Origin of the sequence: Micromonospora sp. NPDC049047 (assembly GCF_040649135.1) — a bacterium.
Lineage (GTDB): Bacteria > Actinomycetota > Actinomycetes > Mycobacteriales > Micromonosporaceae > Micromonospora.
In genome coordinates this window covers 384,807-407,850 of record NZ_JBEZEY010000003.1, presented here as the reverse complement: position 1 = coordinate 407,850, position 23,044 = coordinate 384,807, and the positions used below count along the sequence as shown (strand labels likewise).

Below are 23,044 nucleotides of genomic sequence, written 5' to 3'. Positions count from 1 at the left end.
GGTCAGAGGTACTGGCCGGTGTTGTGGCCCTCACCGCCGCCGGGCTGGCCGATGCCCGGCATCCCGGGGACGACTCCGCCAGGGCCACTGGGCAGTGCCTGCCGGCCGCCGCGCATCTGCTCCAACTGGACCCGGGCGGCCATCTGCTGGGCCACCAGAGCCGCCTGAATGCCGTGGAACAGGCCCTCCAGCCAGCCGACGAGCTGGGCGTGGGCGATGCGCAACTCGCCCTCGCTCGGGGCCTTGTCCTCGGTGAAGGGCAGCGAGATGCGCTCCAACTCGTCGCGCAGCTCGGGGGCGAGGCCCTCCTTGAGCTCGACGATCGACCGCTCGTGGATCTCCCGCATCCGGTTGCGGCTCGCGTCGTCGAGAGGTGCGGCTTTCACCTCCTCCAGCAGCTGCTTGATCATGCTGCCGATCCGCATCACCTTGGCCGGCTGTTCGACCAGGCGGGTCGGGTCCTCACCCTGGCCCTCGTCGGTCTGCATCGTCCCGATCGGCCGGCCGTCCGGACCGACCACCACAACAGTGCCGGGGTGGCCGGAGTCGTCGGTGCCCGGCTCGTCGTCGTGTCCAGCTGAGCGCGCTTCGGTCATGGGGTCCATCTTTACCCAGCGGGCGGGACCCGTGGCAGCCGGGACCGAGTACCGGACCCCAACCACCCGCGCGGGCGCGCTACCGTCGCGCCATGCCTGCCGACCCGCGCGCCGTGCTGACCCGACCCGCGCCGGCGCCCCAGCTGACCGTGACGTACGGCGACCACCCGGACCAGGTGGCCGACCTGCGGTGGCCGGCGGGGTCCGGCCCGGCGCGGCCCCTGGTCGTCGTCCTGCACGGCGGTTTCTGGCGGGTCGAGTACGACCGGCGGCACACCGACCCGCTGGCCGCCGCACTCGCCGCCGACGGCTACCCGGTGGCGCAGCTTGAATACCGGCGGACGGGGCAGCCGGGAGGCGGCTGGCCGGGCACGTTCACCGACGTGCTGAGCGGGGTGGCCGCGCTGCCGGTACTGGCCGCCGAGGCGCTGCCCGGCCGGGTGGGCGCGGTGGCGCCGATTCTGGTCGGGCACTCCGCGGGCGGCCACCTGGCGCTGTACGTGGCGGCCACCGCGGCGGCGACTGTGGGTGGGGTGCTCGCCCTGGCGCCGGTGGCCGACCTGGCCGAGGCGTACCGGCGGGACCTGGACTCGGGCGCGGTGGCCGCGTTGCTCGGCGGCGGCCCGATCGAGGTTCCGGACCGGTACGCGGCGACGGATCCACGATTGTTGGTACCGACGCGAACACGGACAGTAGTTTTGCACGGCTCCGAGGACCTGCAGGTTCCGGTGGAGATGAGCAGGGAATTCGTCGCGGAGGCAACCGCCGCAGGATCCGATATCTCCCTTCTTGAACTGCCCGGATGCGAGCATTTCGGGCTGATCGACCCGGAGTCGACCGCCTGGCCTCAGGTCCTGGATTCGTTGCGGTCCCTGCACGTTGATCACTAGCCATTGACGCAGCGTCGCCGACCAGGTAGAACGCCGGAGGGGCGGTGTTCAGCCCTGCAACGCTCCTTGGAAGGAACTCGGTGTCACAGATGAATCGCAGGCGGGCGCTCCAACTGTTGGCCGCGCTCGGTACGACCGGGTTCGTCGCCGGGTGTGGCTCCGACACCGACGCCCAACCGACCGCCAACCGCAGCCCGATCAAGATCGGTCTGATCACGCCACAGGCCGGTGGTCTCAAGAGCATCGGCGACGACATCACCAACGGCTTCCAACTCTTCCTCGACATGCACGACAAGCGGCTGGGTGGCCACCCGGTGGAGCTGCTGACCGCCGACGAGGGCGACACCGCGAAGACCGGCAAGGCCGCCGTCGACGGACTGCTCAAGCAGGGCGTGCTGGCGCTCACCGGCGTGGTCAACTCGGCGGTGATGGTCGGCATCCGGGACACCGTCGAGCAGGCCAAGGTTCCGCTGATCGGCTCCAACGCCTCCCCGAGCAGCCTGCAGAGCGTCTTCTACATCTGGCGGACGTCGTACGTGCTCGACGAGGCCGGCCGGGCGCTGGGTCGCTACCTGCGCGACCAACTGCCGACAAACGGGCGCGTCGCGATCATCATGCCGGAGAACGTCGGCAGCCCGGACGTGGTGCGCGGCTTCCGGCAGGAGTTCGGCGCGAGCGACCCGCGGATCAGCGACCCGGTCACCTACACCAGCGCCAACCCCAACCCCGGCAAGACCACCTACGCCGCCGACATCACCAAGGCGTTGGCCAAGCAGCCCACCGCTGTCTTCTGCTTCTTCGCCGGCGCGGCCGCCGTGGAGTTCATCAAGCAACTGCGGGAGAAGTTCCAGGGCCCGGTCTACGCGCCCGGCTTCCTCACCGAGGGCAACGTGCTGGAGAGCCTCAAGGAAAACGCGCTGGGCATCCAGACCGCGCTCAACTACTCCGCCGACCTGAACAACACGTCGAACCGGGTCTTCGCCTCGGCCTACCGCAAGAAGTACCAGGTCACGCCCACCACGTACGCGATGGCGTCGTACGACGCGGCGCAGGTGCTCGACCAGGCGATCCAGCTCACCGGCGGCTCGCCCAACCCGCAGCAGGTCAACCTGGCCCTCGGCCGGATCGGCCAGATCGACAGCCCGCGCGGCATCTGGCAGTTCAACCAGCCGCGCACCCCGCAGCAGAAGTGGTACCTGCGCGAGGTGCAGCGCGACGGCCAGGTCATGTCGAACGTGCTGATCAACGAGCTGGCCACGCTTGGCTGAACGCCCACCCCACGCACGAGTCGGGGCCGGCCTCCCACTGGGAGGCCGGCCCCGGCGCATTCACGGAATCAGTGCCGCAGCTCGGCGATGCAGCACTTCACGCTGCCGCCGCCCTTCTTCAGCTCGGCCAACTCGACGGGAACCGCTGTGTAACCAGCGGCCTTGAGCTTGCCGGCCAGCCGGGTGGCCTCGCTGTTGAGCACCACGTTCGCGCCGTCGCTCACCAGGTTCAGCCCGAAGGCCAACGCGTCGGCGTCGTCGGCGATCACCGCGTCCGGGAAGAGTTGGGTGAGCACCCGCTGGCTCGCCGCCGAGAACGCGCCGGGGAAGTAGACGACGTTCGAGTCGTCGACGGCTGCCAGCGCCACGTCCAGGTGGTAGAAGCGGGGGTCGACAAGCCGCAGCGACACCACCGGGCGGCCCAGCGCCTCCTGCGCCTCGGCGTGCGCCGGGAGTTCGGTGCGGAAGCCGTGCCCGGCGAGAATGAGACCACCGTGCGCCTCCGGCAGGTACGCGAAGTCGCCCTCACCCTCGTTGGTCTCGCTCGGCGCGACGAACCGCCAGCCCTGCGACTCGTAGAAGGCGTGGTGGACAGCTGCCTCGGCGGCCCGCTGCTCGTGTTTGAACCGGGCGCCGTACACGCTGCCGTCCACCACGAAGGCGCCGTTGGCGGCGTAGACCATGTCCGGCAGGCCCGGCTCGGCAGTGAGCAGGTGCACCTCGTGACCGAGGCCGACAAGCGTCTCGCGCAGCCGGTCCCACTGTTTGACGGCCAGGTCCCGGTCGACCGCTGTGGTCACGTCCATCCACGGGTTGATCGCGTACTCGACCGCGAAGTGCTCGGGCGAGCACATGAGATATGTCCGCTTTCGCGAGACTCGCTGCTGGTTCACGGTCACCAAGAGTAGGTACCGTGGAACTTTGGTAACAGCCACAACCGTTGCTTCCCAGAGGCGGAACGTTGCAGATAGATGCGGTAGACCAGCGAATCATTGCGTTGCTCGTCGCCGACGCCCGCGCGTCGTACGCCGACATCGGCACCCGGGTGTCACTCTCCGCCCCGGCGGTCAAGCGTCGCGTCGACCGGCTGCGCGCCACCGGCGTGATCAGAGGCTTCACCGCAGTTGTTGACCCGGCCGCCGTCGGCTGGACCACCGAGGCGTTCGTCGAACTGTTCTGCGCCGGCCGGACCACCCCCGCCCAGATCGGCGTCGCCGCCCGGCGGCACCCGGAGGTGGTCGGCGCGTACACCGTCTCCGGTGAGGCGGACGCGCTCGTGCACCTACGCGCCGCCGACATCGCCCACCTGGAGGCGGCCCTGGAACGGCTGCGCGCCGAGTCCTTCGTGACCTCCACCCGCAGCACCATCGTGCTGTCCCGGCTGGCCGAGTCCCCCGGCGTCGGCCCGTCGCCCAGCACCGCTTGACCTCGACCGTGGTTGAGGAGGTGAGGTGGTCGGGAGCGTGGGCGCATCGCCCACCACAGCCGAGGAGGATTCGATGCGGGCGGTCTGGTTACGCGAGTTCGGCGGGCCCGAGGTGCTGGTGCCCGGCCCCGCGCCCGACCCGACGCCCGGCCCCGGCCAGGTGCTCATCGACGTCGCGCACGCGAACATCACCTTCGTCGAGACGCAGCAGCGCGCCGGACGCCCCGGACCGTTCGCGATCACCCCACCCCTGATCCCCGGCAACGGCGTCGGCGGGGTGATCGCCGCCGTCGGCCCCGACGTCGACCCGGCACTGCTCGGGCGGCGGGTGGTGAGCGCCACCGGCGGCTCCGGCGGATACGCCGAACGCGCGGCGGTGGACGCCGCCGCGCCGATCGAGGTGCCGGACGGGTTGGCCGTGGACGAGGCGGTGGCACTGCTCGCCGACGGGCGTACCGCCACCATGCTGATCGAGGCGGTCGGGGTCCGCCCCGGCGACCGGGTGCTCGTGGAAGCCGCCGCAGGGGGCGTCGGCAGCCTGTTGGTGCAGCTCGCCGCCCGGGCCGGTGCCCGGGTGATCGGCGCCGCCGGTGGGCCGCGCAAGGTGGGCCTGTTACCCGGCCTCGGCGCCGACCTCGCCGTCGACTACCGCCAACCGGACTGGGCCGACCGGGTCCGTTCCACCACCGGCGGGGTCGACGTGGTGCTCGACGGAGTCGGCGGGGCGGTGGCCCGAACGGCTTTCGACCTACTGGACCCCGGCGGACGCATGGTCAGCTACGGCTTGGCGAGCGGCGAGTGGTCCTCGGTGTCGGCGGAGGCCGCCACCGCACGGCAGGTCACAGTGGTCCGGCCGGACACGTCACCCGAGCGGCTGCGGGCGTACACCCGGCAGGCCCTGGCGGACGGGGCTGCCGGCCGCCTGCGACCGCTCATCGGCCAGCGGTTCCCACTCGACCGCGCCGCCGACGCGCACGCCGCCATCGAGGCGCGGGCGACGGTCGGCAAGACCCTGCTCGACATCGATTAAGACTCCAACGTCACTGGTCAACCTGGCCACTACCAGCGCAGACTCGGCCGCTTAGCTTGAGACTCACTCGTCTAGGGCTCGAGGGTGGCGGGCACGCCGAAGGCGGCGACGTGACGGGCACCGATGAAAGCGTTGCTCTCTACGATCTTCCCGTTCTCGATCCGGAGTACGTCGACGACCAACGCCTCGTAGTGCGGGCTGCCGGGCCGGCGGAGATAGTTGATCAGTGCCGGGCGCCCGTTGGCCGAGGCAGGGAACGTACGCCAGTCGAGCGGTCGGCCGAGGAACTCCGCGGCCGCGTCGATCCCGACTACCGGCGGCTCGGGCGGCATCGTGATCCGTACGTCCTCGGCGAGCAGTGCCCGGAGCGTCTCCGGGTCCTTCGCGTTGGCATAGCGGCGCAGGATCTCTTCGTCCTCACTGGTGAGCTGCGGGCGGCGCCAGTCCTTCGGGTCCGACGGCGCTTGCCGTCGGAGGGTGTGGCGGGCCCGTTGGAGGAGGCTGTTGACGGCCGGTACGGCGGTGTCGAGCGCGGCGGCGATCTCCTGCGGCGTCCAGCCGTACACGTCGCGCAGCACGAAGGCCGCCCGCTGCCGCGGCGGCAGGTACATGAGCGCTGCGATCACGGCCAGCTCGACGGTTTCCCGGGCGGCGACACCGGTCTGCGGATCGTCGACCAGCAGGGCGTCGGGATAGGGACCGAGCTCGGTGGACCACTCCAGAGGATCACCGTACGGCAGCGTCCGGTGACCGGCCGCCTTGCGGCTGTCGAGGAAGACGTTCGTGGCGATCCGGTAGAACCAGGTGCGCGCCGACGCGCGACCCTCGAAGCGGTCGCGAGCCCGCCAGGCACGCAGGAAGGTCTCCTGCACCAGGTCGTCCGCGTCGGTGACGTTCCCGGCGAGGCGGTAGCAGTGGACGTGTAGCTCACGCCGGTGTTCGTCGAAGGCGCGCTGCAGCCAGACCGCCTGCTCATCAGGCGAGTCGGACATGTGATCTCCCCGGGGCTGAGTGGTCTTCGCCACCGTACTGACGACCGCGGACCCCATCCGTCATCGGTCACCGATGACGATCGCCGACTCGGTCGTCTGTACCTGTGACCGATCCCCACTCCACGAAGGAGATAGCCATGACGGCAACCCCGGCGTCCAGCGCCGCCGCGCCCCCGGTCGTCGACCGGGAGACCTGGCTGCGTGAGCGCGACGAACTGCTGGTCCGGGAGAAGGCCCATACCCGCGAAGGAGACGCGATCGCAGCCGCTCGTCGTCAGCTGCCGATGACCTTGATGCCGACGGTGACGGTGCGGGGCCCAGGCGGGGACACCCCGCTGGTGGAGGTGTTCGAGGGCCGCCGGATGCTCATCGCCTACTTCCACATGTGGCACGACGGCAAGCCGTACGAGCATCAGTGTGAGGGGTGCACCTTCTCGACCTGTCACGTGCAGACGCTGGACTACCTGCACGCTCGGGACGTCACCTACGCCGTGTTCTGCCAGGGTCCCTACGACGAAAGTGCCCCGTTCGCGGAGTTCATGGGCTACCGGTTCCCCTGGTATTCGGCGAGAGACTCCGACCCGGCTCTGGCCGACGGTCGTGACTTCGGGTTCATCGCGTGCTACCTGCGCGACGGCGACGAGGTCTACGAGACCTACTGGACCACCGGGCGGGGCGTGGAGGCGTTGATGACCACCTACCACGCCCTGGACCTCACGGTGTACGGCCGGCAGGAGAACTGGGAAAATTCGCCTGAAGGCTGGCCGCGGGTCACCGGACACCCGTGGCGTCTCAACGGCCGCCCCACCGCGCAATGGTCACGCCCCGGCGTCGCGCCGCAATGACGTTCTGATGATCGAGGTGATCATGATCGGGTCGACCGCGGTGTCAGCCTGCTGCTGCGTCGTGCCGCGGGCGGGCGCTTCCCGCAGAGCCCGAATGCTTGCGGGTGCGATGGTGGCCGTCATGGCCGCGGTGACCCTCGATGCCGCACCGGTTGTGCAGTACGCGGGCACGCTGCTGCTCCTGGTCCTGGCGGTGGCAATCGTCGCCGGCGGTCCGACCGAGCGCGGCCCGGAGGTGGAGTGGCACCGTACGGCCGGGGCCGTGCTCATGGCGCTCGCCGTGTTGATGCATCAACACGGTGAGTCGGTGGCTACCCACCACATGGACGCCGGGCCCCGGACGGACCACGACACCGTCACCGGCCATGACGCGGCGCTCGTGTTGGTACGCGCCGTCACGGCGGCTTACCTCTGCTGGATGGCGACCGCACTCGTCCGGCTGCGCAATCGACCGATCACGGACCTGCTCCGTTGGGAGCACCTGGCCATGGGGGCAAGCCTCGCGGCCATGATCTTCTTCATGAGCTAGTGCGGCGCAAGCAGTCGGCCGATCAAATGACGTTGGAGTATCAGGTCTGTTTCATAAGGGCGGTCGCGCCGAGGCGGAGTCCGGGCGGCGATCCGGCGGCGTTCGGGTCCGCCGCAGGCCGGCCAGCTCTTATGAAGGAGGCCCTAGAGGTACATGCCGGTGCGGTGCTCCGACTCGTCGCGCCGAACCGGTTTGTCGCTCTCACCGAAGAACCGCTTGCCGCCGAACTCGCCGTGCAGCCGGTCGTCCAACTCGTCGGCGAGACCTGTCATCACCTGCACCGCAAGCATCAGGTGGGTGGCCTGGAAGTTGCGGCCGAAGACCGGGATGGACGCCCAGACCGTGTCGTCGGCGCAGTAGAGGCGGCCGATCGGCATCCGGTTGGTCAACTCGGAGAGCTTGACGTAGAGCCGCTCGGTCGGCTCCACCTCGGTGAGCACCGGAGAGAACACGTCCACCAGCGGCGGATTGTCCCGCACCCGCACGAAGACCATCGCCGAGCCGGCCCGGATGTTGATGTCACCGTCCGAGTCGATCTGCAACCGGTCAGTGTCCGACTTCAGCATCGTGGAGACCACCGTCCGGACCCGATCGGCCAGGTCGAGCACGTCGTCCCGCTCGGCCTGCGCGGAGGCCGCCTCGGCCAACGCCTCCTCCAGGTCGGCCTCGACATCGGCGTCCGGGCCGAACTCGCTGCGCGCCGTGCCCAACGGGTCCACGGCCAGCGGCTCACCCTCGGCGTCATGCACCAGGTAGACGAGGAACGCCGGATGCGGGGCACCGTAGACGTCCCGCAGCGTCCGGGAGAGCAGCGCGGCGATCCGGGTCGACTCGCTCGTCTGGCCGTCCAGTCCGAAGAAGCCGCCGGAGCCGGCGAGCACCCCGGGCGGCGACCAGCCAAGTGCGACCATGTCCGCCACCGCATCGCGGTCCAGCCGGTAGCCCTCCGGCAGCGTCGCGTTCCCGACCCCCCGCGCGGACAACCCGCCACCGTCGCGCACGTCCACGCTCACCGAGTAGACGGCGTCCCCGGTGCCGGAGGCGGTCGGGTCGAGGGTCACCTCAAGGTGCGCGCCGACGGGAAGTTCCCGCAGCCGAAGGGCGAGCGCACTGGCGAACTCCTGCCAGGCCTCGGTCACCTTCGCCCGCAGATCGGTAGTGCTGGGTTCGTCGAGCAGGATCGATTCCGCCGGCTCAGTCGTCGCGCCGGGCAGGTCACCGAGCGGCGCCGAGGGGTGGTCAGCCGTCATGATCGCCTCCGTCCGTCACGATCACCCTACCCACGCCGCCCACGGACCCGATCAGCCCGGACCGGGATCGGACAACGGCCGTCAGGGGGCGGTCGGGTCCGCCGGGTCCGCGCCCAGTTCGACAGGCCACGTCCCGGCCAGGGCGCTGAGCCGGGCCGCCACGTCCGCCGGGTCGGCACCCCGGCCGACCGCCAGCCCCAGCAGGTACGCGGTGACCGGCGCACCCGGTCGCAGCACCTGGTGGGCGACGTCGCGGGCCACGTCCAGCACCGCCTGCACGGGCACACCGACCGGGTCCAGCTCCAACTCGGCGCAGACCGCCGTCACCCAGTCGTCCATCACCGTCATCGCGCCCACTCCTCCGCCCGGCGTACGTCCTCTTCAGTGTCGCAGTCGAACCACGGCGGCGGGCCGTCGCCGGACCAGGGCACCTCCCGCACCACGAGCCCGGCCAGCAGCGCCCGGACCGGGGCTCCGGCCAGGGTGCCGCCCCGCTCGACGGTCAGTCGGTCCAGGCCGGCCCGCAGCGCCGCGACCCGCCAGACCCCGCAGAGCGACTGCCGCCGCCCGTCCACGTCGACGAAGCACGCGCCGTCGGGCTCGGCTCCGGCGAGGTGGGTGAGCAGGTCGCCGATCGCGGCGCGGGTGAGCAGCGGCAGGTCGGCGGCGAGCAGCGCGACAAGTGCGGTGTCCGGCTCGAGCAGCGCCAGCCCGGCAGCCGCGGCGGCGACCGGTCCCCCGCCCGGCGGGTCCTCCCTGGTGACCCGCACGCCCGCCGGAACCGTGTCGGCCGGACCCACGAGCACCAGTGGGCTGGCGTCGCTGACGGCGGCCAGCACCCGGGCGCGCATCGGCTGGCCACCGACCGGGACTGCGGGCTTGTCCACCCCGCCCATCCGTCGAGCGGACCCACCGGCGAGCACCACGGCGGCATACGTCCCCACCCGGTCACGGTACCCGGGTGGACGCTCGCCGCCGGTCGCTGCCGGGTGCCCGCAGCCCGGTGGCCGTGCGGGCGTGCCGGCGGGAGGTGGAGGATGGCGGGATGGGACGGGCAACTGATCGGCGGGGCGTACTTCGGATCGACCTGGACGCGGCGACTGTCGGGCGCGGGTCCATCCGCCGACCGGACACGCTTGCGGTGGAGGAGCCGCTGGAGATCCGGGTCGGCGCGGCCGGGCCGGGCCGACGCAAGCCCCTCGCCGTGACCATGCGTACCCCCGGTGACGACCTCGATCTGGCCATCGGGTTCCTGCTTACCGAGGGGCTGATCCGGTCGACCGACGACGTGTTGACCGCGCAGCTCTGCGCCGGCGCGGAGACACCGAACACGTACAACGTGGTGGACGTGACGCTCGCCCCTGGCGTGCCGGAACCGACCACCGACCCGTCCCGGAACTTCTACACGACCAGTTCCTGTGGCGTCTGCGGCAAGGCCAGCATCGACGCGGTCCGTACCCGGTCCCTGTTCCCGGTCGCCGCCGATCCGCTCAGCGTGCCGGCCACGCTCCTCGTCGAACTGCCCGACCGACTTCGTGCCGCCCAGCGTGGCTTCGACCGGACCGGTGGACTACACGCGGCCGGTCTGTTCACGGCCGGGGGAGAGCTGGTGGTGCTGCGGGAGGACGTGGGCCGGCACAACGCGGTGGACAAGGTGATCGGCTGGGCGGTGCGCGAACGTCGGCTGCCACTGGCTGGGCACCTGCTGCTGGTGTCCGGCCGGGCCAGTTTCGAGCTGACCCAGAAGGCGTGGATGGCCGGGTTGCCGCTGCTGGCCGCGGTGTCCGCACCGAGCACGCTCGCCGCCGAACTGGCCGACGAGGCGGGGATGACCCTTGTCGGATTCCTGCGCGGTCGGACCATGAACGTCTACACCGGGCCACACCGGATCACGCTGGAACAGCCCGCCTGACGCTCAGCGACCGATCAGGTCGAACAGGGCCAGCCGCGCGGCGGCGTCGCGAGCGACAAGGAAGCCGGCTATGCCGAGGATCCACCCCAACGCGCTGCCCGCCTTGTTGACGATCCAGTTGTTGAGTCGGGCGAGCACCGGCTCGACAACTGCCGGGCGGGCCACCCTGGCAGCCAGCAGCACCACCGCGGGCAGCACCATGACCAGGCAGTATCCGGCCAGCAACCCCACAACTGTCGCCGGGCCGACCCCCGAGGTGGCCAACAACCCCACCGCCCCGAGGTACGGCAGCATGGTCGCCACCTCGGCGAGCGCGGCCAGCAACGCGAGCCCGACCAACCAGCGGGCCGAGGAGTCTCCAGCGGTGGCTCGATCCCGCCACCGCAGCACGCCACCGCTACGGGGACGTCGTTTGCCGTCGTAGCGGAAGCTGAGCGCCAGCATCGCCACACCCAGCACGAGTTGCGCCCAGAGCACGGCCGGGTTGTCCAGAGCACCGCCAAACACGTCGGCCAACCTGCCGCCGCCCCACACCAGCAGCAGCCCCACCGCGAGATAGAACGCCGCGATGGTGGCGAGGTAGCCAAGGATCCGCCGGGCGTTCACCGGCCCGGGTGCGAGCAGCAGCCAGACCGGGATGAAGAGGGTGCCGATGCTGGTGCTGTCCACCAACGCCAACCCGGCCAGCGAGAGCAGCAGTTCGAGGGTCATTTCGTACCGGTGCGAAGAGCGGACATCAGATCATTATCAAGGAGTGCTGGCGCTACCGCGTCGGCCGCGGACAGGAGTGCGCCGTACATCCTCTGGCGGCGTACATCCTCTGGCGGAGGAACCCGCCGGGAACGATCAACCTCGGGGGACGAGGGATCAGCGTCGGGCCGGGCAGCCTGGGCGGGCTTTGTCGGGCTGGCAAGGAAGATCGGCCCCGTCGACCGGGGCTCGTCCTTCCCCGCCCGACCCGTGGTCGACGACGCGCTCCACACCTCAGGTCAGATCGAGGATGCTCCACCTGGCGGGGAGCACCTTCGCCGCCGCCTTCGGTTGCACCGTCGCGTAGTGCGCCTCGTGGATGAGTGCCGCGCGGGCGGCATGGCCGAATGAGATGTCTCCATCAACGGCACGGGCGAGCGTGCCCGTGTCTCGCACGTCCTCGCCGTCGAGCGGCAACAGACGGATCATCGGAGCACTCATCATCAGGGCCAGTAGCGCGACATCGATCTCGTCGCCCGCGCCCGCGATGGCGGCAGCCAGGCACGTCGCAGGGACGGCAACCTGCCGGCCCTCGTCGGCGACCTCCAGCATCAACTCCCCCACCGAGACGTTGCCCCCGATGTAGGCAGTCAACGCCGACGCGTCGAAGACCGCCGCGATCTGATCGCTCATCCGGCACGCCCCAACATCCGGCGCCCCTCAGCCAGGGCATCGGGCGGGATGGGCGTCGCGAGCCGCTCCCGCCAGCGCGCCCTGCCCTCCTCGGTCACCTCAATGCCGGCGCGCCGCAGCACCTCGTGCAGGTGGCTGGCGTCCATCTGGGCCCGCACCGCCGTCGTGATCGCGGCCGAGACGTTGGGCTGCTGGTCAAGCCACTCCGCGACATCGTCGGGGAGGCTCACGGAGCGCTTCACGGTCATGTCCTCCAGGCTATCAACGTGGGTAGCACCGTCGGTATTACCGCGCGTGTTGCGGGGACGGTCAGCGGCGGCCACGTCGCCTCCGCCTACGCGGACGGATCACCCCTGGCATCCCGACCGACGGCCACCCGTCCAGCTCGGACGGGGGCACCCCGCGCCGGAGCAGGTCGTCAAGCAGGATGGCGAGCGAGTAGTCGGGGTGCAGGCTGAGCGTGCGCTCCAGCGCGACGGCCGCCAGCGCCCCCTGCCCTGCACGCCAGGCCGCGAACGCCAGCAGCGCACCTGGCGCGGCGGCAAAATCCGGCTCGGCCCGGCGCAGCACGTCGGTCCAGAGGGCGATGTCCCGATCCCGACCGTCGGTGCGTTCCCAGGCGTGATCGCGGATCGGCAGGTGGGTCATCAGCAGGCTCAACCAGGCCACCTCGTCGTCGTCGAGCCGCTCACCGCGGCGCTGCCGGCGCTGCGCCTCGCGGACCGTCGCGGCCCCGGCGGCGCACATCGTCCGGCCGCCGAGCAGGTCGCTCGCGGGCGCCTGCCCAAGCAGCTCGGTCAGGCGCAGCTGGGCCCGGGCGGTGGCCGCCCGCATCGCGTCCCGGGCCGGGCCGTCCACCGGCGCCACCTGCGCCACGAGGGCGGCCCGGTCGGGGAGCGCGACCTGGCCGGCGAAGACCGCCGAGGCGGTAAGCGGGTTGGCGGACGGGTCGTAGCGCCGGCCCTCGGGCGGGCAGCAGTCGGGCTCGGTGCAGAGGTAGGACCACCACCGGCCCTCGGTCACCCGCAGCGCGTCGAGCACCTCGAGCCCGCCCGCGGTCAGCGCGGCGCGCGCCGCGTCCACGGCCGGCGTCACCCGATCGGCTGGCCCGTAACCGACCACGGTGGCGGCCTCCGCGCCCTGCCGGTGGATCACTCCGGCCAGGTGCCGGGCCCGCTCGACCAGATCGGTCGACGGGTCGGGCAGATCCGCGCGGGCGGCGAAGATGATCTGCCGCCCCAGCATCGCCACCGCGACCACGCTGTCGGCGGGATGGAAGCCGAGCAGGTACGGCACAGCGGCGATCAGATCGGCTGGCGAGCGGACGGCGAGCTGAGGGCGATCGGTCGAGGTCATGGCGGAAGCCTGCGCGGGGCCGCCCAGGTGCCGCCGCCCCTGTGGACGACACGCGGTTTATCCACAGTTACTGAGCGTGTTTACGCTGCTCATCGCGTATCCACGAGTGCCGAAAGCGACCCGATGTCATCGGGCGGCACCGTGGCGTCACAGGGAGCGGTTACCGTGCGCTGATGGACCTGGCGTACCTGCGCGCGCACCCGACACACCTGCCGACCTTCCGGACCCACCAGCGGATCCGGGAGACGCCGGTCGCCGGCGGGCAGATCTGCGCGGCCGCCCGGCTCACCCTCGACGACGGCCACTCCGTCTTCGCCAAATCCTGGCCCGAGGGGGCGGGCCGACCAGCGCCGGAAGGTTTCTTCGCCGCCGAGGCGGCCGGGCTGCGCTGGCTGCGGGAGGCCGGGGCGATCCCCGTACCCGAGGTGATCGTGGCGTTGCCGGCCCTGCTGGCGCTCGACTGGGTGGAGCCCGGCGAGCCCACGCCGGAGGCCGCCGAACGCTTCGGCCGGGAGTTGGCCGACCTGCACCGGGCGGGCGCACCCACCTTCGGTGCGGCCTGGCCGGGTTTCATCGGGTCGCTCCCGCAGGACAACACCCCCACCGACGGGCCCTGGTCGACGTGGTTCGCCGAGCGACGCCTCATTCCCTACCTGCGGCGATCGGTCGACGGTGGTGCGCTCACCAGCGCCGACGCGATCCTGGTCGAGCAGGTGGTCGGTCGGCTCGACGGGCTCGGCGGCGACGAGCCACCAGCGCGCGTGCACGGCGACCTGTGGCCGGGCAACGTGCTCTGGGGTGCCACCGACCGGGCCTGGCTGATCGACCCGGCGGCGCACGGCGGGCACCGGGAGACGGATCTGGCCCAGCTCGCCCTCTTCGGCGGCATCCCCTACCTGGACCGGACGCTGGCTGCCTACCACGAGAGTTGGCCGCTGTCGGACGGCTGGCGCGAGCGGGTGCCACTGCATCAACTGCATCTGCTGCTCGTGCACACCGCGCTCTTCGGTGGCGGCTATCGAGACGCGGTCCTTCAGGCCGCCCGCGCCGTCCCGGGCCGGGTCGAACGCGCTACGGTCGACAGGTGAGCCTCGCCCCGGGGACCGCTGGCGTCCTCGTCGACCGGTACGGCCGCGTCGCGCGTGACCTGCGCGTGTCCCTCACCGACAAGTGCAACCTGCGCTGCACCTACTGCATGCCGGCGGAGGGGCTGCCCTGGCTGGCCGGCCCCGAGCTGCTGACCGACGAGGAAATCGTCCGGTTGGTCCGGGTGGCCGTCGAGCGGCTCGGTGTGACCGATGTGCGGTTCACCGGCGGTGAGCCGCTGATCCGACCCGGCCTGGTCGGCATCGTGACGGCCGTCGCCGCCCTCCAGCCCCGCCCCCGCATCTCGCTCACCACCAACGGCATCGGCCTGGACCGGCTGGCCCCGGCGTTGCGCGCGGCCGGCCTGGATCGGGTGAACGTCTCACTGGACACCCTGGACCCGGACCGGTTCACCACCCTCACCCGCCGCCCCCGCCTCGACGCGGTGCTGGCCGGGCTCGCCGGGGCAGCCGCAGCCGGCCTCAGCCCTGTGAAGATCAATTCAGTGCTGATGCGCGGCGTCAACGAGGACGAGGCGCCCGCCCTGCTCCGCTTCGCCGTCGAGCACGACTACCAGTTGCGGATCATCGAGCAGATGCCGTTGGACGCCCAGCACGGCTGGGACCGCGACACCATGGTCACCGCCGAGGAGATCCTGGCGTCCCTGCGTACCGCCTTCCATCTCAGCCCCGACCCGACCGAGCGTGGCGCCGCACCGGCGGAGACCTGGCTTGTCGACGGAGGTCCCGCCCGGGTTGGCGTCATCGCCAGCGTCACCAGACCGTTCTGTGGAGACTGCGACCGCACCCGGCTGACCGCCGACGGCCAGGTCCGCGCCTGCCTCTTCGCCACCGAGGAGTCCGACCTGCGCGCGGCGCTGCGCACCGGCGCGGACGACGAGGAGTTGGCCCGACGCTGGCGCACCGCGATGTGGGGCAAGCGCGCCGGGCACGGCATCGACGACCCGACCTTCCTCCAGCCGACCCGGCCGATGTCCGCGATCGGGGGTTGAGGCGTGACCCCGACACCACTGACCGTCCGCTACTTCGCTGGCGCTCGCGCCGCCGCCGGGCACGCCGAGGAGGTGCTGCCCGCCGGCCGGTCGCTCGACGACCTCACCGCCGAACTGGTACGGCGCCACGGCGATCGACTCGCCGCAGTGCTGCAAGTGGCGAGTTTCCTGGTAAATGGCGTCACCTGTCATGATCGTGAAGCATCCCTGCCGGCCGGGGCCACGATCGACGTTCTGCCTCCGTTCGCGGGTGGCTGAGGAGGCGCACATGTTGGCGGTTCTGGGGTTCGTGGGCATCCTGGCGCTGGCCACCGGTCTCATCCACCTCTACCTGTGGAAGCGGCTCGTTCGGGACACCACCAACCCGGGTCGCTGGCGGCGGGTCGGCGGGGTCGCCGCCCTGGTGCTGGCGCTGCTCGTGCCGGCCACCCTCGCCGGGACGCAGGCCGGGCTCTACTGGCTCGCCTGGCCGGGCTACCTGTGGCTCGCCGTGATGTTCTACCTGCTCGTCGTGCTCGCCGTCCTCGAAGTGCCGATGCTTGTCACCCGGCTGGTGCTGCGCCGCCGGCTCGCCACCGCCGAACCGACCACCGCCGCGCCCGAGCCGGTGCTCGTCGGCGCCGCCGGGCCACCCGAGCCGCCGGCGGCCGACGCCGTCACGGCCCCGGACCACGACCCGAGCCGCCGGCTGCTGCTGGCCCGTGGGGCGGCCATCTTCGCCGGCCTCACCGCCACCGGCATCACCGGGTACGGCGTGCGCACCGCCCTCGGCCCGCCCCGCCTGGACCGGGTGCAGATCCCTCTCGCCAAGCTCCCCCGCAGCATGGACGGCCTGCGCATCGCGACCGTCTCCGACATCCACCTCGGTCCGCTGCGCGGCCGGGCACACACCGAGCGGATCGTCGCCGCGATCAACCGGCTCGACGCCGACCTGGTCGCGGTGGTCGGGGACCTGGTCGACGGCTCGGTCGCCGAGCTCGGCCCGGCCGCCGCACCGCTGCGCGACCTACGCTCCCGGTACGGCAGCTTCTTCGTCACCGGCAACCACGAGTACTACTCCGGGGTGGAGGAGTGGGTCCAGGAGGTCGACCGGCTCGGCCTGCGGGTGCTCCAGAACCAGCGGCAGGAGATCCAGGCCCGGGGCGGCGTGCTCGACCTGGCTGGCGTGAACGACCTGGACGCGGACCCGACGGGCACCGGTCTGGCCGCCGGGCCGGACTTCGCCGCCGCCCTCGGTGACCGCGACCCGAGCCGTCCGGTGGTGCTGCTCGCCCACCAGCCACTCGCGGCGGTCGAGGCGGCCCGCCACGGCGTCGACCTGCAACTGTCCGGGCACACCCACGGTGGGCAGATGGTGCCGTTCAACCTGGCGGTTCGGCTGGAACAGCCGGTGGTCAGTGGCCTCGGCGAGGTCGACGGCACCAAGGTCTACGTGACGAACGGCGCCGGTTTCTGGGGGCCGCCGGTCCGGGTCGGGGCCGAGCCGCAGATCAGTCTGGTGGAGTTGCGCTCGGCATAGCGGAGGTCACGTCCGCGCGTGGCGGCCGCCGGCCGGCCCGGCGGGCGTGACAGGATGCGGCGTGCCCCCGTTCAGTGCCGTACCCTCCGGTGGCCTCTCGCCATTCGTCGCGGACCTGCACATCCACTCGAAATACTCGCGCGCGTGCAGCCGCGACCTCACGCTGCCGAACCTCGGCTGGTGGGCCCGGCGCAAGGGCATCGGTCTGCTCGGCACCGGCGACTTCACCCACCCGGCCTGGTACGACCACCTGCGGGAGACGCTGCGCCCGGCCGAGCCGGGGTTGTACCGGCTCGACGCCGAGGCGGAGCGGGACATCGCGCGGCGGCTGCCACCGCGGCTGGCCGGCGCGGCGGAGGCCGACCCGGTCCGGTTCATGTTGAGCGTGGAGATCTCCACGATCTACAAGCGGGACGACCGGACCCGCAAGGTGCACCACCTGATCTACCTGCCCGATCTGGACGCGGTGGCCCGGTTCAACGCCGCCCTCGGCCGGATCGGCAACCTCGGCTCGGACGGCCGGCCGATCCTCGGTCTGGACTCCCGCGACCTGCTGGAGATCACCCTGGAGGCCAGCGGAGACGGCTACCTGGTGCCGGCGCACATCTGGACGCCGTGGTTCTCCGCGCTGGGTTCGAAGTCCGGCTTCGACGCGATCGCGGACTGTTACGCCGATCTGGCCGACCACATCTTCGCCGTGGAGACCGGCCTCTCCTCCGACCCGGCGATGAACTGGCGGGTCGGCAGCCTGGACGGCTACCAACTGGTCTCCAACTCGGACGCTCACTCGCCACCGGCACTGGGCCGGGAGGCGACAGTGTTGACCGCCGAGCGGGACTACTTCGCGGTCCGCGAGGCGCTGCGCACCGGTGACGGTCTGGCCGGCACCATCGAGTTCTTCCCGGAGGAGGGCAAGTACCACGCGGACGGACACCGACTCTGCGGGGTCAACTGGTCCCCGGAGCGCACCCGAGCCGCCGACGGGCGTTGCCCCGAATGCGGCAAGCCGCTCACAGTGGGCGTGCTCACCCGGATCGAGGAGCTTGCCGACCGGCCGGCGGGGCACCGGCCGGCCCACGCCCGGGACGTCACCCACCTGGTCCCGCTTGCCGAGATCCTCGGTGAGATCAACAAGGTGGGCGCCCGGTCGAAGAAGGTCGAGGGGCGATTCAACGAGCTGCTCGCCGCGCTCGGCCCGGAGCTGGAGATCCTGACCACGACGCCGCTCGCCGACATCGCGCAGGTCGGCGGTGAGCTGCTCGCCGAGGGCATCGGGCGGCTGCGGCGCGGCGACGTGCGCCGGGTGCCCGGCTACGACGGCGAGTACGGGGTGATCACGCTCTTCGACCCCGCCGAGCTGGGCGCGCAGGAGACCCTGTTCGACGTACCGGTGCCGGCGCAGCGCCGACCCGCGGAACCGGCGGCCCGGTCGACGGCCAAGCGCCCGGCGGCGAAAGCGGAGCCGAAGCCGAAGCGCAAGCCGATCCCGGCTCCCGCACCGCCGATCGCCTCACCACCGTCCCCCCACGAGCCGTTCGAGCCGATGCTCTCCGGGATGGAGGAGGTCGGCACCGGCCTGCTGGACCGGCTGGACGCGATGCAGCGGGTGGCTGCCTCCGCGCCGGGCGGGCCGCTGCTGATCGTGGCCGGGCCGGGCACCGGCAAGACCAGGACACTCACGCACCGGATCGCGTACCTCTGCGCGGAGTTGAACGTCTTCCCCGAACACTGCCTCGCGATCACGTTCACCCGCCGGGCCGCCGAGGAGCTGCGACACCGCCTCGACGGCCTGCTCGGTCCGGTCGCCGAGGACGTCACGGTGGGCACGTTCCACGCGCTGGGCCTGACCATCCTGCGGGAGAACGCCGACGCGGCGGGCCTGCCGGCCGACTTCCGCATCGCCGACGACACCGAACGGGCCGCAGCCCGCACCGCGGCCGGCGACGACCTCGCCAGCTACACCGCGCTGTTGCGCAAGCAGGACCTGGTCGACCTGGACGAGCTGGTCACCCTGCCGGTGGCACTGCTGCGCTCCGACCGGAAGCTGGTCGAGGCCTACCGGAACCGCTGGCGGTGGATCTTCGTCGACGAGTACCAGGACGTCGACGAGGTGCAGTACGAGCTGCTGCGGCTGCTCAGCCCCGCCGACGGCAACCTCTGCGCGATCGGCGACCCGGACCAGGCGATCTACTCGTTCCGGGGTGCCGACGTCGGCTACTTCCTGCGTTTCTCCGAGGACTTCACCGACGCCCGGCTGGTCCGGCTCAACCGCAACTACCGCTCGTCGGCGCCGATCCTGGCCGCCGCCGTGCAGGCCATCGCACCGTCCTCGCTGGTCCGTGGCCGGCGGCTGGATCCGGCCCGACTCGACCCGGAGGCCCCGCTGGTGGGGCGCTATCCGGCGGCGTCGGTCGCCGAGGAGGCCGACTTCGTGGTGCGCACTGTCGACGAGTTGGTCGGCGGGCTGTCCCACCGGTCGCTGGACTCGGGCCGGATCGACGGCCGGTCCACCTCGCTGTCCTTCTCCGACATCGCCGTGCTGTACCGCACCGACGCGCAGGCCGCGCCGATCGTCGACGCCCTGGCCCGGGCCAACATCCCGGTGCAGAAGCGCTCGCACGACCGGCTGCGGGACCGGCCCGGGGTGGCAGCCATCGCCCGCGAGCTGCGGCACGCCGACGGGTTGGCCGGGTCGCTCGCCGCCCGGGTGCGGCTGGCCGGCCAGGTGGTCGCCGAGCGGTTCGCGGTGCCCACCCTGGACGGCACCGGCACGGTACGCCCCGAGGCCGTCCGCTCAGCCGTGGACCTGCTCACCCCGCTGGCCCGACGCTGCGGCGACGACCTGGAGGCGTTCCTGTCGCAGCTGGCCACCGGCGCGGAGGTGGACGCGCTCGACCCCCGCGCGGAGGCGGTCACGTTGCTCACCCTGCACGCGGCGAAGGGCCTGGAGTTCCCGGTGGTCTTCCTGGTCGGCGTCGAGGACGGGTTGTTGCCGCTGCGCTGGCCGGGCTCGACGCCCGACGAGGACGCGGTGGCCGAGGAGCGCCGGCTCTTCTTCGTCGGCCTGACCCGCGCCCAGGACCGGCTGTACGTGAGCCACGCCGCCCGCCGCACCCGGCACGGCGCGGAACGCGACTGTGCCCCGTCGCCGTTCCTGGGCGTGATCGATCCGGGCCTGTTCGAGCGGTTCGGCGAGACCGAGCCACGTCGCCCGAAGGACCGCCAGCTCCGCCTGATCTGAGGCTCCGCCCGCCCCGGCGACCGGCGATCTCAGACCGTCGGTCGCCGGGCTGGCTGAGCTGCACAGGTACTCAGGCTTGCAGCACGGCCAGCCAGGCACCGGCGAGCAGGGCCGGACCGAGTGGCAGCAGGGTGTCCCGACGCACCCGCCCGGTGGCGAGCAGGCCGAGCACCAGAGCACCGTGCAGCAGATGGGGCAGGACCAGCCCGACGAGCAGGGCGTCCCGGCCCAGCCAACCGAGCGGCAGGCCGAGGACGGCCGCGAGTTTCACGTCCCCGAACCCCAGCCGGGAGCCCGGCAGCAGGGCCAGCAGCAGGTGCGCCACGCCGGCGACCGCCGCACCGGCTACCGCACCGAGCAGCCGGGCGACCTCGCCGGACAGCATCGCCGCGGCGGTCAGGCCGCCGGCGGCCAGCACCCCGGCGGCGAGCACCAGCGGGTCGGGCAGCCGCAGGCAGGCCAGGTCGACCCGGGCCAGCACCAGCCCCGGCGCCGCCACCGCGAGGAAGATCGGCAGGGCGGGGTCGTCCCGCCGGGCCACCGCGAGCCCGGCGAACACCGCCGCCGCCAGTAGGGCACTGAGCCACGCCCCGGCCGCACCGTCGGGTCGTCGCCGGGTCGGGCCGGTGGTGAAGATCCGGGCCAGCCTGGGTACGACGACACCGACAAGCGCGCCGAGCAGCGCGACCGGCACCAGCGCGGCGGCCGACATGGGCCGGACGTTACCGCCGGTCGACCGTCCGCGCGGCCCCCGATCGTGTTGCCGCGCCCGCCCGACGCGGCCGTTCGGTGGTCACCACGAGCGCGACGCCGGCAACGATCACCGCACCACCGAGCAGCACCTGGGAGGTGATCGGCTCGGCTACCAGCAGCGCACCGAGCGCGACCGCGACCGCCGGGTTGACGTAGGCGTACGTCGACACGAGCGAGATGGGCGCGTTGTGCAGCAGCCAGACGTACGCGGTGAAGGCCACAAGCGAACCGGCCACCATGAGGTAACCAAGCGCCAGCCAGGATCGGGTGCTGACCTCCGCCGGGTGGAAGTCGCTCAGCTCGCCTCGACCGGCGGCGACGACGGCCAGCACCAGCGCGCCGGCCAGCATCTCGTACACCGTGGCCACGAACGGGTCGGTGGGCATCCGGATCCGGCCGGACAGGAACGACCCGACCGACCAGGCGACGGCCCCCGCGACCACCACCAACGCCCCGACCAGCGGCACCGCGTCCGCACTGCCGGCGGGCAACACCAGCACGACCAGGCCGATGAAGCCCACTGTGACCCCGGCGAACGTCCAGACCGGCGGACGGTCCCCGGTGCCGGTACGCAGCAGCACCACGAGCAGCGGCACTGTCGCCACCAGCAGCGCCGCGATCCCGGACGGCACCGCCACTCCGGGCGGCCCGGACTCGGCGAGCACCACCAGGCCGTTGCCGCCAGCGAGCAGGAGCACCCCGACCAGCGCCGCCGAGCCGAGCTGCCGCAGGTCCACCCGCAGCGCGCCGGGGCCGCGGCGCAGCCGCAGCACCACCGCCAGGACCAGTCCGGCGACGGTGAACCGCAGTGCGGCCGACAGCAGCGCGGGCAGCGTCTCCACAGTGATCCGAATGGCCAGATAGGTGGAGCCCCAGAGCAGGTAGACCACGATCAACGCGGTCCAGATCAGGGTCGGCGCGACGTTTGCGCGGTGGCCGATGCCGGCTGTCGCGCTCGGTAGAGGTGAGCTCATCAGTCGACCACGCTACGGTGACGTCGGAGCCGGCGTCGCGTACCGGTGGCCGGACTCACCACTTGTGCAGGGGGCGGCATGACGAACTACGGCCCACCCGGGGGCGCCAACCCGGGACCGTGGCGCGGGCAGCGTCCGGACGAGACGCCGGGCCGGCCGGTGCCGCAGCCCTACCCGCCGGCAGCCGGGCCCTACCCGCAGCCGACGCCGTCGTACCCGGAGGCGCCCCCGTCGTACCCGCAGGTGTCCCAGGAGCGGCAGGGGCCGTACGGCGGCCCACCGCACTACGGAGGCGGTTCGGCAACGCCCTACGGCGGTGCCCCCTACGGCGACGGGTACCAGTTGGGCGGGGCACCTCCGGCGTACGGCGGGCAGCCGTACCGGCCGGACGAACACCCGTACGGCCCGGACCCCACACCGGCACCGGGCCGGCGCGGTCGGGGGCCGCTGATCGCGGTGCTGGCCGTCGTACTGCTGCTGGTGGCTGCCGGTGGGGCGTTCTGGCTCCGTCGCGGGCAGGACGATCCGGCTCCGGTGGCCGCTCCTGCCAACTCGACCACCGCCGTGGCGCCGAGTGCGGACACCGACGGGGCCGAGCCGGCACCGAGTGCGCCGGCCCCGGAGTCGTCGGCTGATCCCCGGTTCGCCAAGGTCGGGCAGTGCGTCCGCAACGACGCCGCAGCGGGCAGCAAGCCCAAGCTGCTGATCAGCGAGTGCGCCGCGAAGTCGTACGAGGTGTTGAGCCGGATCGACGGCGCGACCAGCGGCGAACGCGACGCCGAGGCCAAGTGCGGCAAGGTCCAGGGCTACACCAACTGGTACTTCTTCGACAGTGAGCTGGACACTCTCGACTTCGTCCTCTGCCTGAAGCAACGCTGAGACCACCCACCCCGGGAATGACATGACGACCTATGGACCAGCGGGCTCCGACCAGCCGGACGACCCGTACCAGCGCCCGCCGGCGGGGCCCGACGGCCCGCCG

At 72.1% G+C, this 23,044-nt stretch carries 26 protein-coding genes; 13 read left to right on the top strand and 13 right to left on the bottom strand.

The window, feature by feature from the left end:
* Positions 1 to 2: 2 nt before the first annotated feature.
* Positions 3 to 605 carry a bacterial proteasome activator family protein gene (locus tag AB0B86_RS07540; RefSeq protein ID WP_357410175.1) on the bottom strand — a complete coding sequence of 201 codons (603 nt, stop codon included), beginning with the start codon at positions 603 to 605 and terminating at the stop codon, positions 3 to 5.
* A gap of 83 nt (positions 606 to 688) precedes the next feature.
* Between AB0B86_RS07540 and AB0B86_RS07535 the strand changes: the two genes are divergently transcribed.
* The gene (locus tag AB0B86_RS07535; RefSeq protein ID WP_357416613.1) at positions 689 to 1,486 is read left to right on the top strand and encodes an alpha/beta hydrolase; all 798 of its coding nucleotides are present in this window, start codon (positions 689 to 691) and stop codon (positions 1,484 to 1,486) included.
* Positions 1,487 to 1,566: 80 nt separating this feature from the next.
* Positions 1,567 to 2,754, top strand: coding sequence for an ABC transporter substrate-binding protein (locus AB0B86_RS07530; RefSeq protein ID WP_357416611.1), 1,188 nt, complete (start codon positions 1,567 to 1,569; stop codon positions 2,752 to 2,754).
* A 68-nt stretch (positions 2,755 to 2,822) separates the two neighbouring features.
* Here the strand turns inward: AB0B86_RS07530 and ddaH are convergent, their stop codons facing one another.
* A complete protein-coding gene (gene ddaH, locus AB0B86_RS07525) occupies positions 2,823 to 3,656 on the bottom strand; it encodes a dimethylargininase (protein ID WP_357410181.1) in 834 nt (277 codons plus the stop codon).
* Between the two features lie 59 nt (positions 3,657 to 3,715).
* Here ddaH and AB0B86_RS07520 point away from each other — a divergent pair, with 59 nt between their 5' ends.
* On the top strand, positions 3,716 to 4,180 hold the full coding sequence (locus tag AB0B86_RS07520; RefSeq protein ID WP_357410183.1) for an Lrp/AsnC family transcriptional regulator: 465 nt from the start codon (positions 3,716 to 3,718) through the stop codon (positions 4,178 to 4,180).
* Positions 4,181 to 4,205: 25 nt separating this feature from the next.
* Positions 4,206 to 5,210, top strand: coding sequence for a zinc-binding dehydrogenase (locus AB0B86_RS07515; RefSeq protein ID WP_357410185.1), 1,005 nt, complete (start codon positions 4,206 to 4,208; stop codon positions 5,208 to 5,210).
* Positions 5,211 to 5,281: 71 nt separating this feature from the next.
* Here AB0B86_RS07515 and AB0B86_RS07510 read toward each other — a convergent pair whose 3' ends face one another.
* Positions 5,282 to 6,202 (bottom strand): RNA polymerase subunit sigma-70, encoded by a 921-nt coding sequence (locus tag AB0B86_RS07510; RefSeq protein WP_357416607.1) that lies wholly within the window; start codon positions 6,200 to 6,202, stop codon positions 5,282 to 5,284.
* A gap of 137 nt (positions 6,203 to 6,339) precedes the next feature.
* Here AB0B86_RS07510 and AB0B86_RS07505 point away from each other — a divergent pair, with 137 nt between their 5' ends.
* A complete protein-coding gene (locus tag AB0B86_RS07505; protein WP_357411184.1) occupies positions 6,340 to 7,047 on the top strand; it encodes a DUF899 family protein in 708 nt (235 codons plus the stop codon).
* Here the strand turns inward: AB0B86_RS07505 and AB0B86_RS07500 are convergent.
* Positions 7,021 to 7,170 (bottom strand): hypothetical protein, encoded by a 150-nt coding sequence (locus AB0B86_RS07500; RefSeq protein ID WP_357411186.1) that lies wholly within the window; start codon positions 7,168 to 7,170, stop codon positions 7,021 to 7,023. The two genes, AB0B86_RS07505 and AB0B86_RS07500, sit on opposite strands and share 27 nt — an antisense overlap.
* Between AB0B86_RS07500 and AB0B86_RS07495 the strand changes: the two genes are divergently transcribed.
* The gene (locus tag AB0B86_RS07495; RefSeq protein WP_357416601.1) at positions 7,169 to 7,576 is read left to right on the top strand and encodes a hypothetical protein; all 408 of its coding nucleotides are present in this window, start codon (positions 7,169 to 7,171) and stop codon (positions 7,574 to 7,576) included. The two genes, AB0B86_RS07500 and AB0B86_RS07495, sit on opposite strands and share 2 nt — an antisense overlap.
* 143 nt (positions 7,577 to 7,719) lie before the next feature.
* On the opposite strand, the gene AB0B86_RS07490 is transcribed toward AB0B86_RS07495, so the two are convergent.
* From AB0B86_RS07490 to AB0B86_RS07480, 3 genes are all read right to left on the bottom strand, one after another.
* The gene (locus AB0B86_RS07490) at positions 7,720 to 8,826 is read right to left on the bottom strand and encodes a hypothetical protein (RefSeq protein WP_357416599.1); all 1,107 of its coding nucleotides are present in this window, start codon (positions 8,824 to 8,826) and stop codon (positions 7,720 to 7,722) included.
* Positions 8,827 to 8,907: 81 nt separating this feature from the next.
* Entirely contained in the window at positions 8,908 to 9,174 is a 267-nt protein-coding gene (locus AB0B86_RS07485; protein ID WP_357416597.1) for a DUF6457 domain-containing protein, read from the bottom strand.
* The gene (locus AB0B86_RS07480; protein ID WP_357411194.1) at positions 9,171 to 9,770 is read right to left on the bottom strand and encodes an NTP transferase domain-containing protein; all 600 of its coding nucleotides are present in this window, start codon (positions 9,768 to 9,770) and stop codon (positions 9,171 to 9,173) included. The genes AB0B86_RS07485 and AB0B86_RS07480 overlap by 4 nt, the downstream gene beginning before the upstream one ends.
* A gap of 101 nt (positions 9,771 to 9,871) precedes the next feature.
* On the opposite strand from AB0B86_RS07480, the gene fdhD reads away from it, so the two are divergent.
* Entirely contained in the window at positions 9,872 to 10,738 is an 867-nt protein-coding gene (gene fdhD, locus AB0B86_RS07475; RefSeq protein ID WP_357411327.1) for a formate dehydrogenase accessory sulfurtransferase FdhD, read from the top strand.
* A gap of 3 nt (positions 10,739 to 10,741) precedes the next feature.
* On the opposite strand, the gene AB0B86_RS07470 is transcribed toward fdhD, so the two are convergent.
* The 4 genes from AB0B86_RS07470 to AB0B86_RS07455 all read right to left on the bottom strand — a co-directional run bounded on the left by AB0B86_RS07470 (position 10,742) and on the right by AB0B86_RS07455 (position 13,477).
* Positions 10,742 to 11,449, bottom strand: a complete 708-nt coding sequence (locus AB0B86_RS07470; RefSeq protein WP_357411196.1) for a GAP family protein — start codon at positions 11,447 to 11,449, stop codon at positions 10,742 to 10,744.
* 273 nt (positions 11,450 to 11,722) lie between these two features.
* Positions 11,723 to 12,121 (bottom strand): hypothetical protein, encoded by a 399-nt coding sequence (locus AB0B86_RS07465; protein WP_357411198.1) that lies wholly within the window; start codon positions 12,119 to 12,121, stop codon positions 11,723 to 11,725.
* Positions 12,118 to 12,369: a hypothetical protein gene (locus AB0B86_RS07460; protein ID WP_357411200.1), complete on the bottom strand. Its 252-nt coding sequence runs from the start codon at positions 12,367 to 12,369 to the stop codon at positions 12,118 to 12,120. The genes AB0B86_RS07465 and AB0B86_RS07460 overlap by 4 nt, the downstream gene beginning before the upstream one ends.
* A gap of 61 nt (positions 12,370 to 12,430) precedes the next feature.
* A complete protein-coding gene (locus AB0B86_RS07455) occupies positions 12,431 to 13,477 on the bottom strand; it encodes a DUF4192 domain-containing protein (RefSeq protein WP_357416593.1) in 1,047 nt (348 codons plus the stop codon).
* Between the two features lie 173 nt (positions 13,478 to 13,650).
* Here AB0B86_RS07455 and AB0B86_RS07450 point away from each other — a divergent pair, with 173 nt between their 5' ends.
* The 5 genes from AB0B86_RS07450 (at position 13,651) to AB0B86_RS07430 (ending at position 20,335) form a co-directional block, all read left to right on the top strand.
* Positions 13,651 to 14,565, top strand: a complete 915-nt coding sequence (locus AB0B86_RS07450; RefSeq protein ID WP_357416591.1) for a fructosamine kinase family protein — start codon at positions 13,651 to 13,653, stop codon at positions 14,563 to 14,565.
* Positions 14,562 to 15,575, top strand: a complete 1,014-nt coding sequence (moaA, locus tag AB0B86_RS07445) for a GTP 3',8-cyclase MoaA (RefSeq protein ID WP_357411207.1) — start codon at positions 14,562 to 14,564, stop codon at positions 15,573 to 15,575. Before AB0B86_RS07450 ends, moaA begins: the two co-directional genes overlap by 4 nt.
* Before the next feature lie 3 nt (positions 15,576 to 15,578).
* The gene (locus tag AB0B86_RS07440; RefSeq protein ID WP_357411209.1) at positions 15,579 to 15,833 is read left to right on the top strand and encodes a MoaD/ThiS family protein; all 255 of its coding nucleotides are present in this window, start codon (positions 15,579 to 15,581) and stop codon (positions 15,831 to 15,833) included.
* 10 nt (positions 15,834 to 15,843) lie between these two features.
* Positions 15,844 to 17,094 carry a metallophosphoesterase gene (locus tag AB0B86_RS07435; protein WP_357416587.1) on the top strand — a complete coding sequence of 417 codons (1,251 nt, stop codon included), beginning with the start codon at positions 15,844 to 15,846 and terminating at the stop codon, positions 17,092 to 17,094.
* 61 nt (positions 17,095 to 17,155) lie between these two features.
* Complete coding sequence (locus AB0B86_RS07430; RefSeq protein WP_357416585.1) at positions 17,156 to 20,335, top strand: UvrD-helicase domain-containing protein; 3,180 nt, start codon at positions 17,156 to 17,158, stop codon at positions 20,333 to 20,335.
* 70 nt (positions 20,336 to 20,405) lie between these two features.
* Here AB0B86_RS07430 and AB0B86_RS07425 read toward each other — a convergent pair whose 3' ends face one another.
* Together AB0B86_RS07425 and AB0B86_RS07420 are read right to left on the bottom strand one after the other, a co-directional pair.
* Entirely contained in the window at positions 20,406 to 21,047 is a 642-nt protein-coding gene (locus AB0B86_RS07425; RefSeq protein ID WP_357411215.1) for a prepilin peptidase, read from the bottom strand.
* 10 nt (positions 21,048 to 21,057) lie between these two features.
* Positions 21,058 to 22,062 carry an EamA family transporter gene (locus AB0B86_RS07420; protein ID WP_357411217.1) on the bottom strand — a complete coding sequence of 335 codons (1,005 nt, stop codon included), beginning with the start codon at positions 22,060 to 22,062 and terminating at the stop codon, positions 21,058 to 21,060.
* 342 nt (positions 22,063 to 22,404) lie between these two features.
* On the opposite strand from AB0B86_RS07420, the gene AB0B86_RS07415 reads away from it, so the two are divergent.
* Positions 22,405 to 22,941: a hypothetical protein gene (locus tag AB0B86_RS07415; RefSeq protein WP_357411329.1), complete on the top strand. Its 537-nt coding sequence runs from the start codon at positions 22,405 to 22,407 to the stop codon at positions 22,939 to 22,941.
* The last annotated feature ends 103 nt before the right edge of the window (positions 22,942 to 23,044 follow it).

Excerpts from the sequence above, each read along its gene's own strand:
- AB0B86_RS07540 (WP_357410175.1), bottom strand. The coding sequence starts at position 605 with ATGGACCCCATGACCGAAGCGCGCTCAGCTGGACACGACGACGAGCCG.
- AB0B86_RS07535 (WP_357416613.1), top strand. The coding sequence starts at position 689 with ATGCCTGCCGACCCGCGCGCCGTGCTGACCCGACCCGCGCCGGCGCCC.
- AB0B86_RS07510 (WP_357416607.1), bottom strand. The coding sequence starts at position 6,202 with ATGTCCGACTCGCCTGATGAGCAGGCGGTCTGGCTGCAGCGCGCCTTC.
- AB0B86_RS07505 (WP_357411184.1), top strand. The coding sequence starts at position 6,340 with ATGACGGCAACCCCGGCGTCCAGCGCCGCCGCGCCCCCGGTCGTCGAC.
- AB0B86_RS07495 (WP_357416601.1), top strand. The coding sequence starts at position 7,169 with ATGGCCGCGGTGACCCTCGATGCCGCACCGGTTGTGCAGTACGCGGGC.
- AB0B86_RS07500 (WP_357411186.1), bottom strand. The coding sequence starts at position 7,170 with ATGACGGCCACCATCGCACCCGCAAGCATTCGGGCTCTGCGGGAAGCG.
- AB0B86_RS07490 (WP_357416599.1), bottom strand. The coding sequence starts at position 8,826 with ATGACGGCTGACCACCCCTCGGCGCCGCTCGGTGACCTGCCCGGCGCG.
- AB0B86_RS07485 (WP_357416597.1), bottom strand. The coding sequence starts at position 9,174 with ATGACGGTGATGGACGACTGGGTGACGGCGGTCTGCGCCGAGTTGGAG.
- fdhD (WP_357411327.1), top strand. The coding sequence starts at position 9,872 with ATGGGACGGGCAACTGATCGGCGGGGCGTACTTCGGATCGACCTGGAC.
- AB0B86_RS07470 (WP_357411196.1), bottom strand. The coding sequence starts at position 11,449 with ATGACCCTCGAACTGCTGCTCTCGCTGGCCGGGTTGGCGTTGGTGGAC.
- AB0B86_RS07465 (WP_357411198.1), bottom strand. The coding sequence starts at position 12,121 with ATGAGCGATCAGATCGCGGCGGTCTTCGACGCGTCGGCGTTGACTGCC.
- AB0B86_RS07460 (WP_357411200.1), bottom strand. The coding sequence starts at position 12,369 with ATGACCGTGAAGCGCTCCGTGAGCCTCCCCGACGATGTCGCGGAGTGG.
- AB0B86_RS07455 (WP_357416593.1), bottom strand. The coding sequence starts at position 13,477 with ATGACCTCGACCGATCGCCCTCAGCTCGCCGTCCGCTCGCCAGCCGAT.
- AB0B86_RS07450 (WP_357416591.1), top strand. The coding sequence starts at position 13,651 with ATGGACCTGGCGTACCTGCGCGCGCACCCGACACACCTGCCGACCTTC.
- AB0B86_RS07435 (WP_357416587.1), top strand. The coding sequence starts at position 15,844 with ATGTTGGCGGTTCTGGGGTTCGTGGGCATCCTGGCGCTGGCCACCGGT.
- AB0B86_RS07425 (WP_357411215.1), bottom strand. The coding sequence starts at position 21,047 with ATGTCGGCCGCCGCGCTGGTGCCGGTCGCGCTGCTCGGCGCGCTTGTC.
- AB0B86_RS07420 (WP_357411217.1), bottom strand. The coding sequence starts at position 22,062 with ATGAGCTCACCTCTACCGAGCGCGACAGCCGGCATCGGCCACCGCGCA.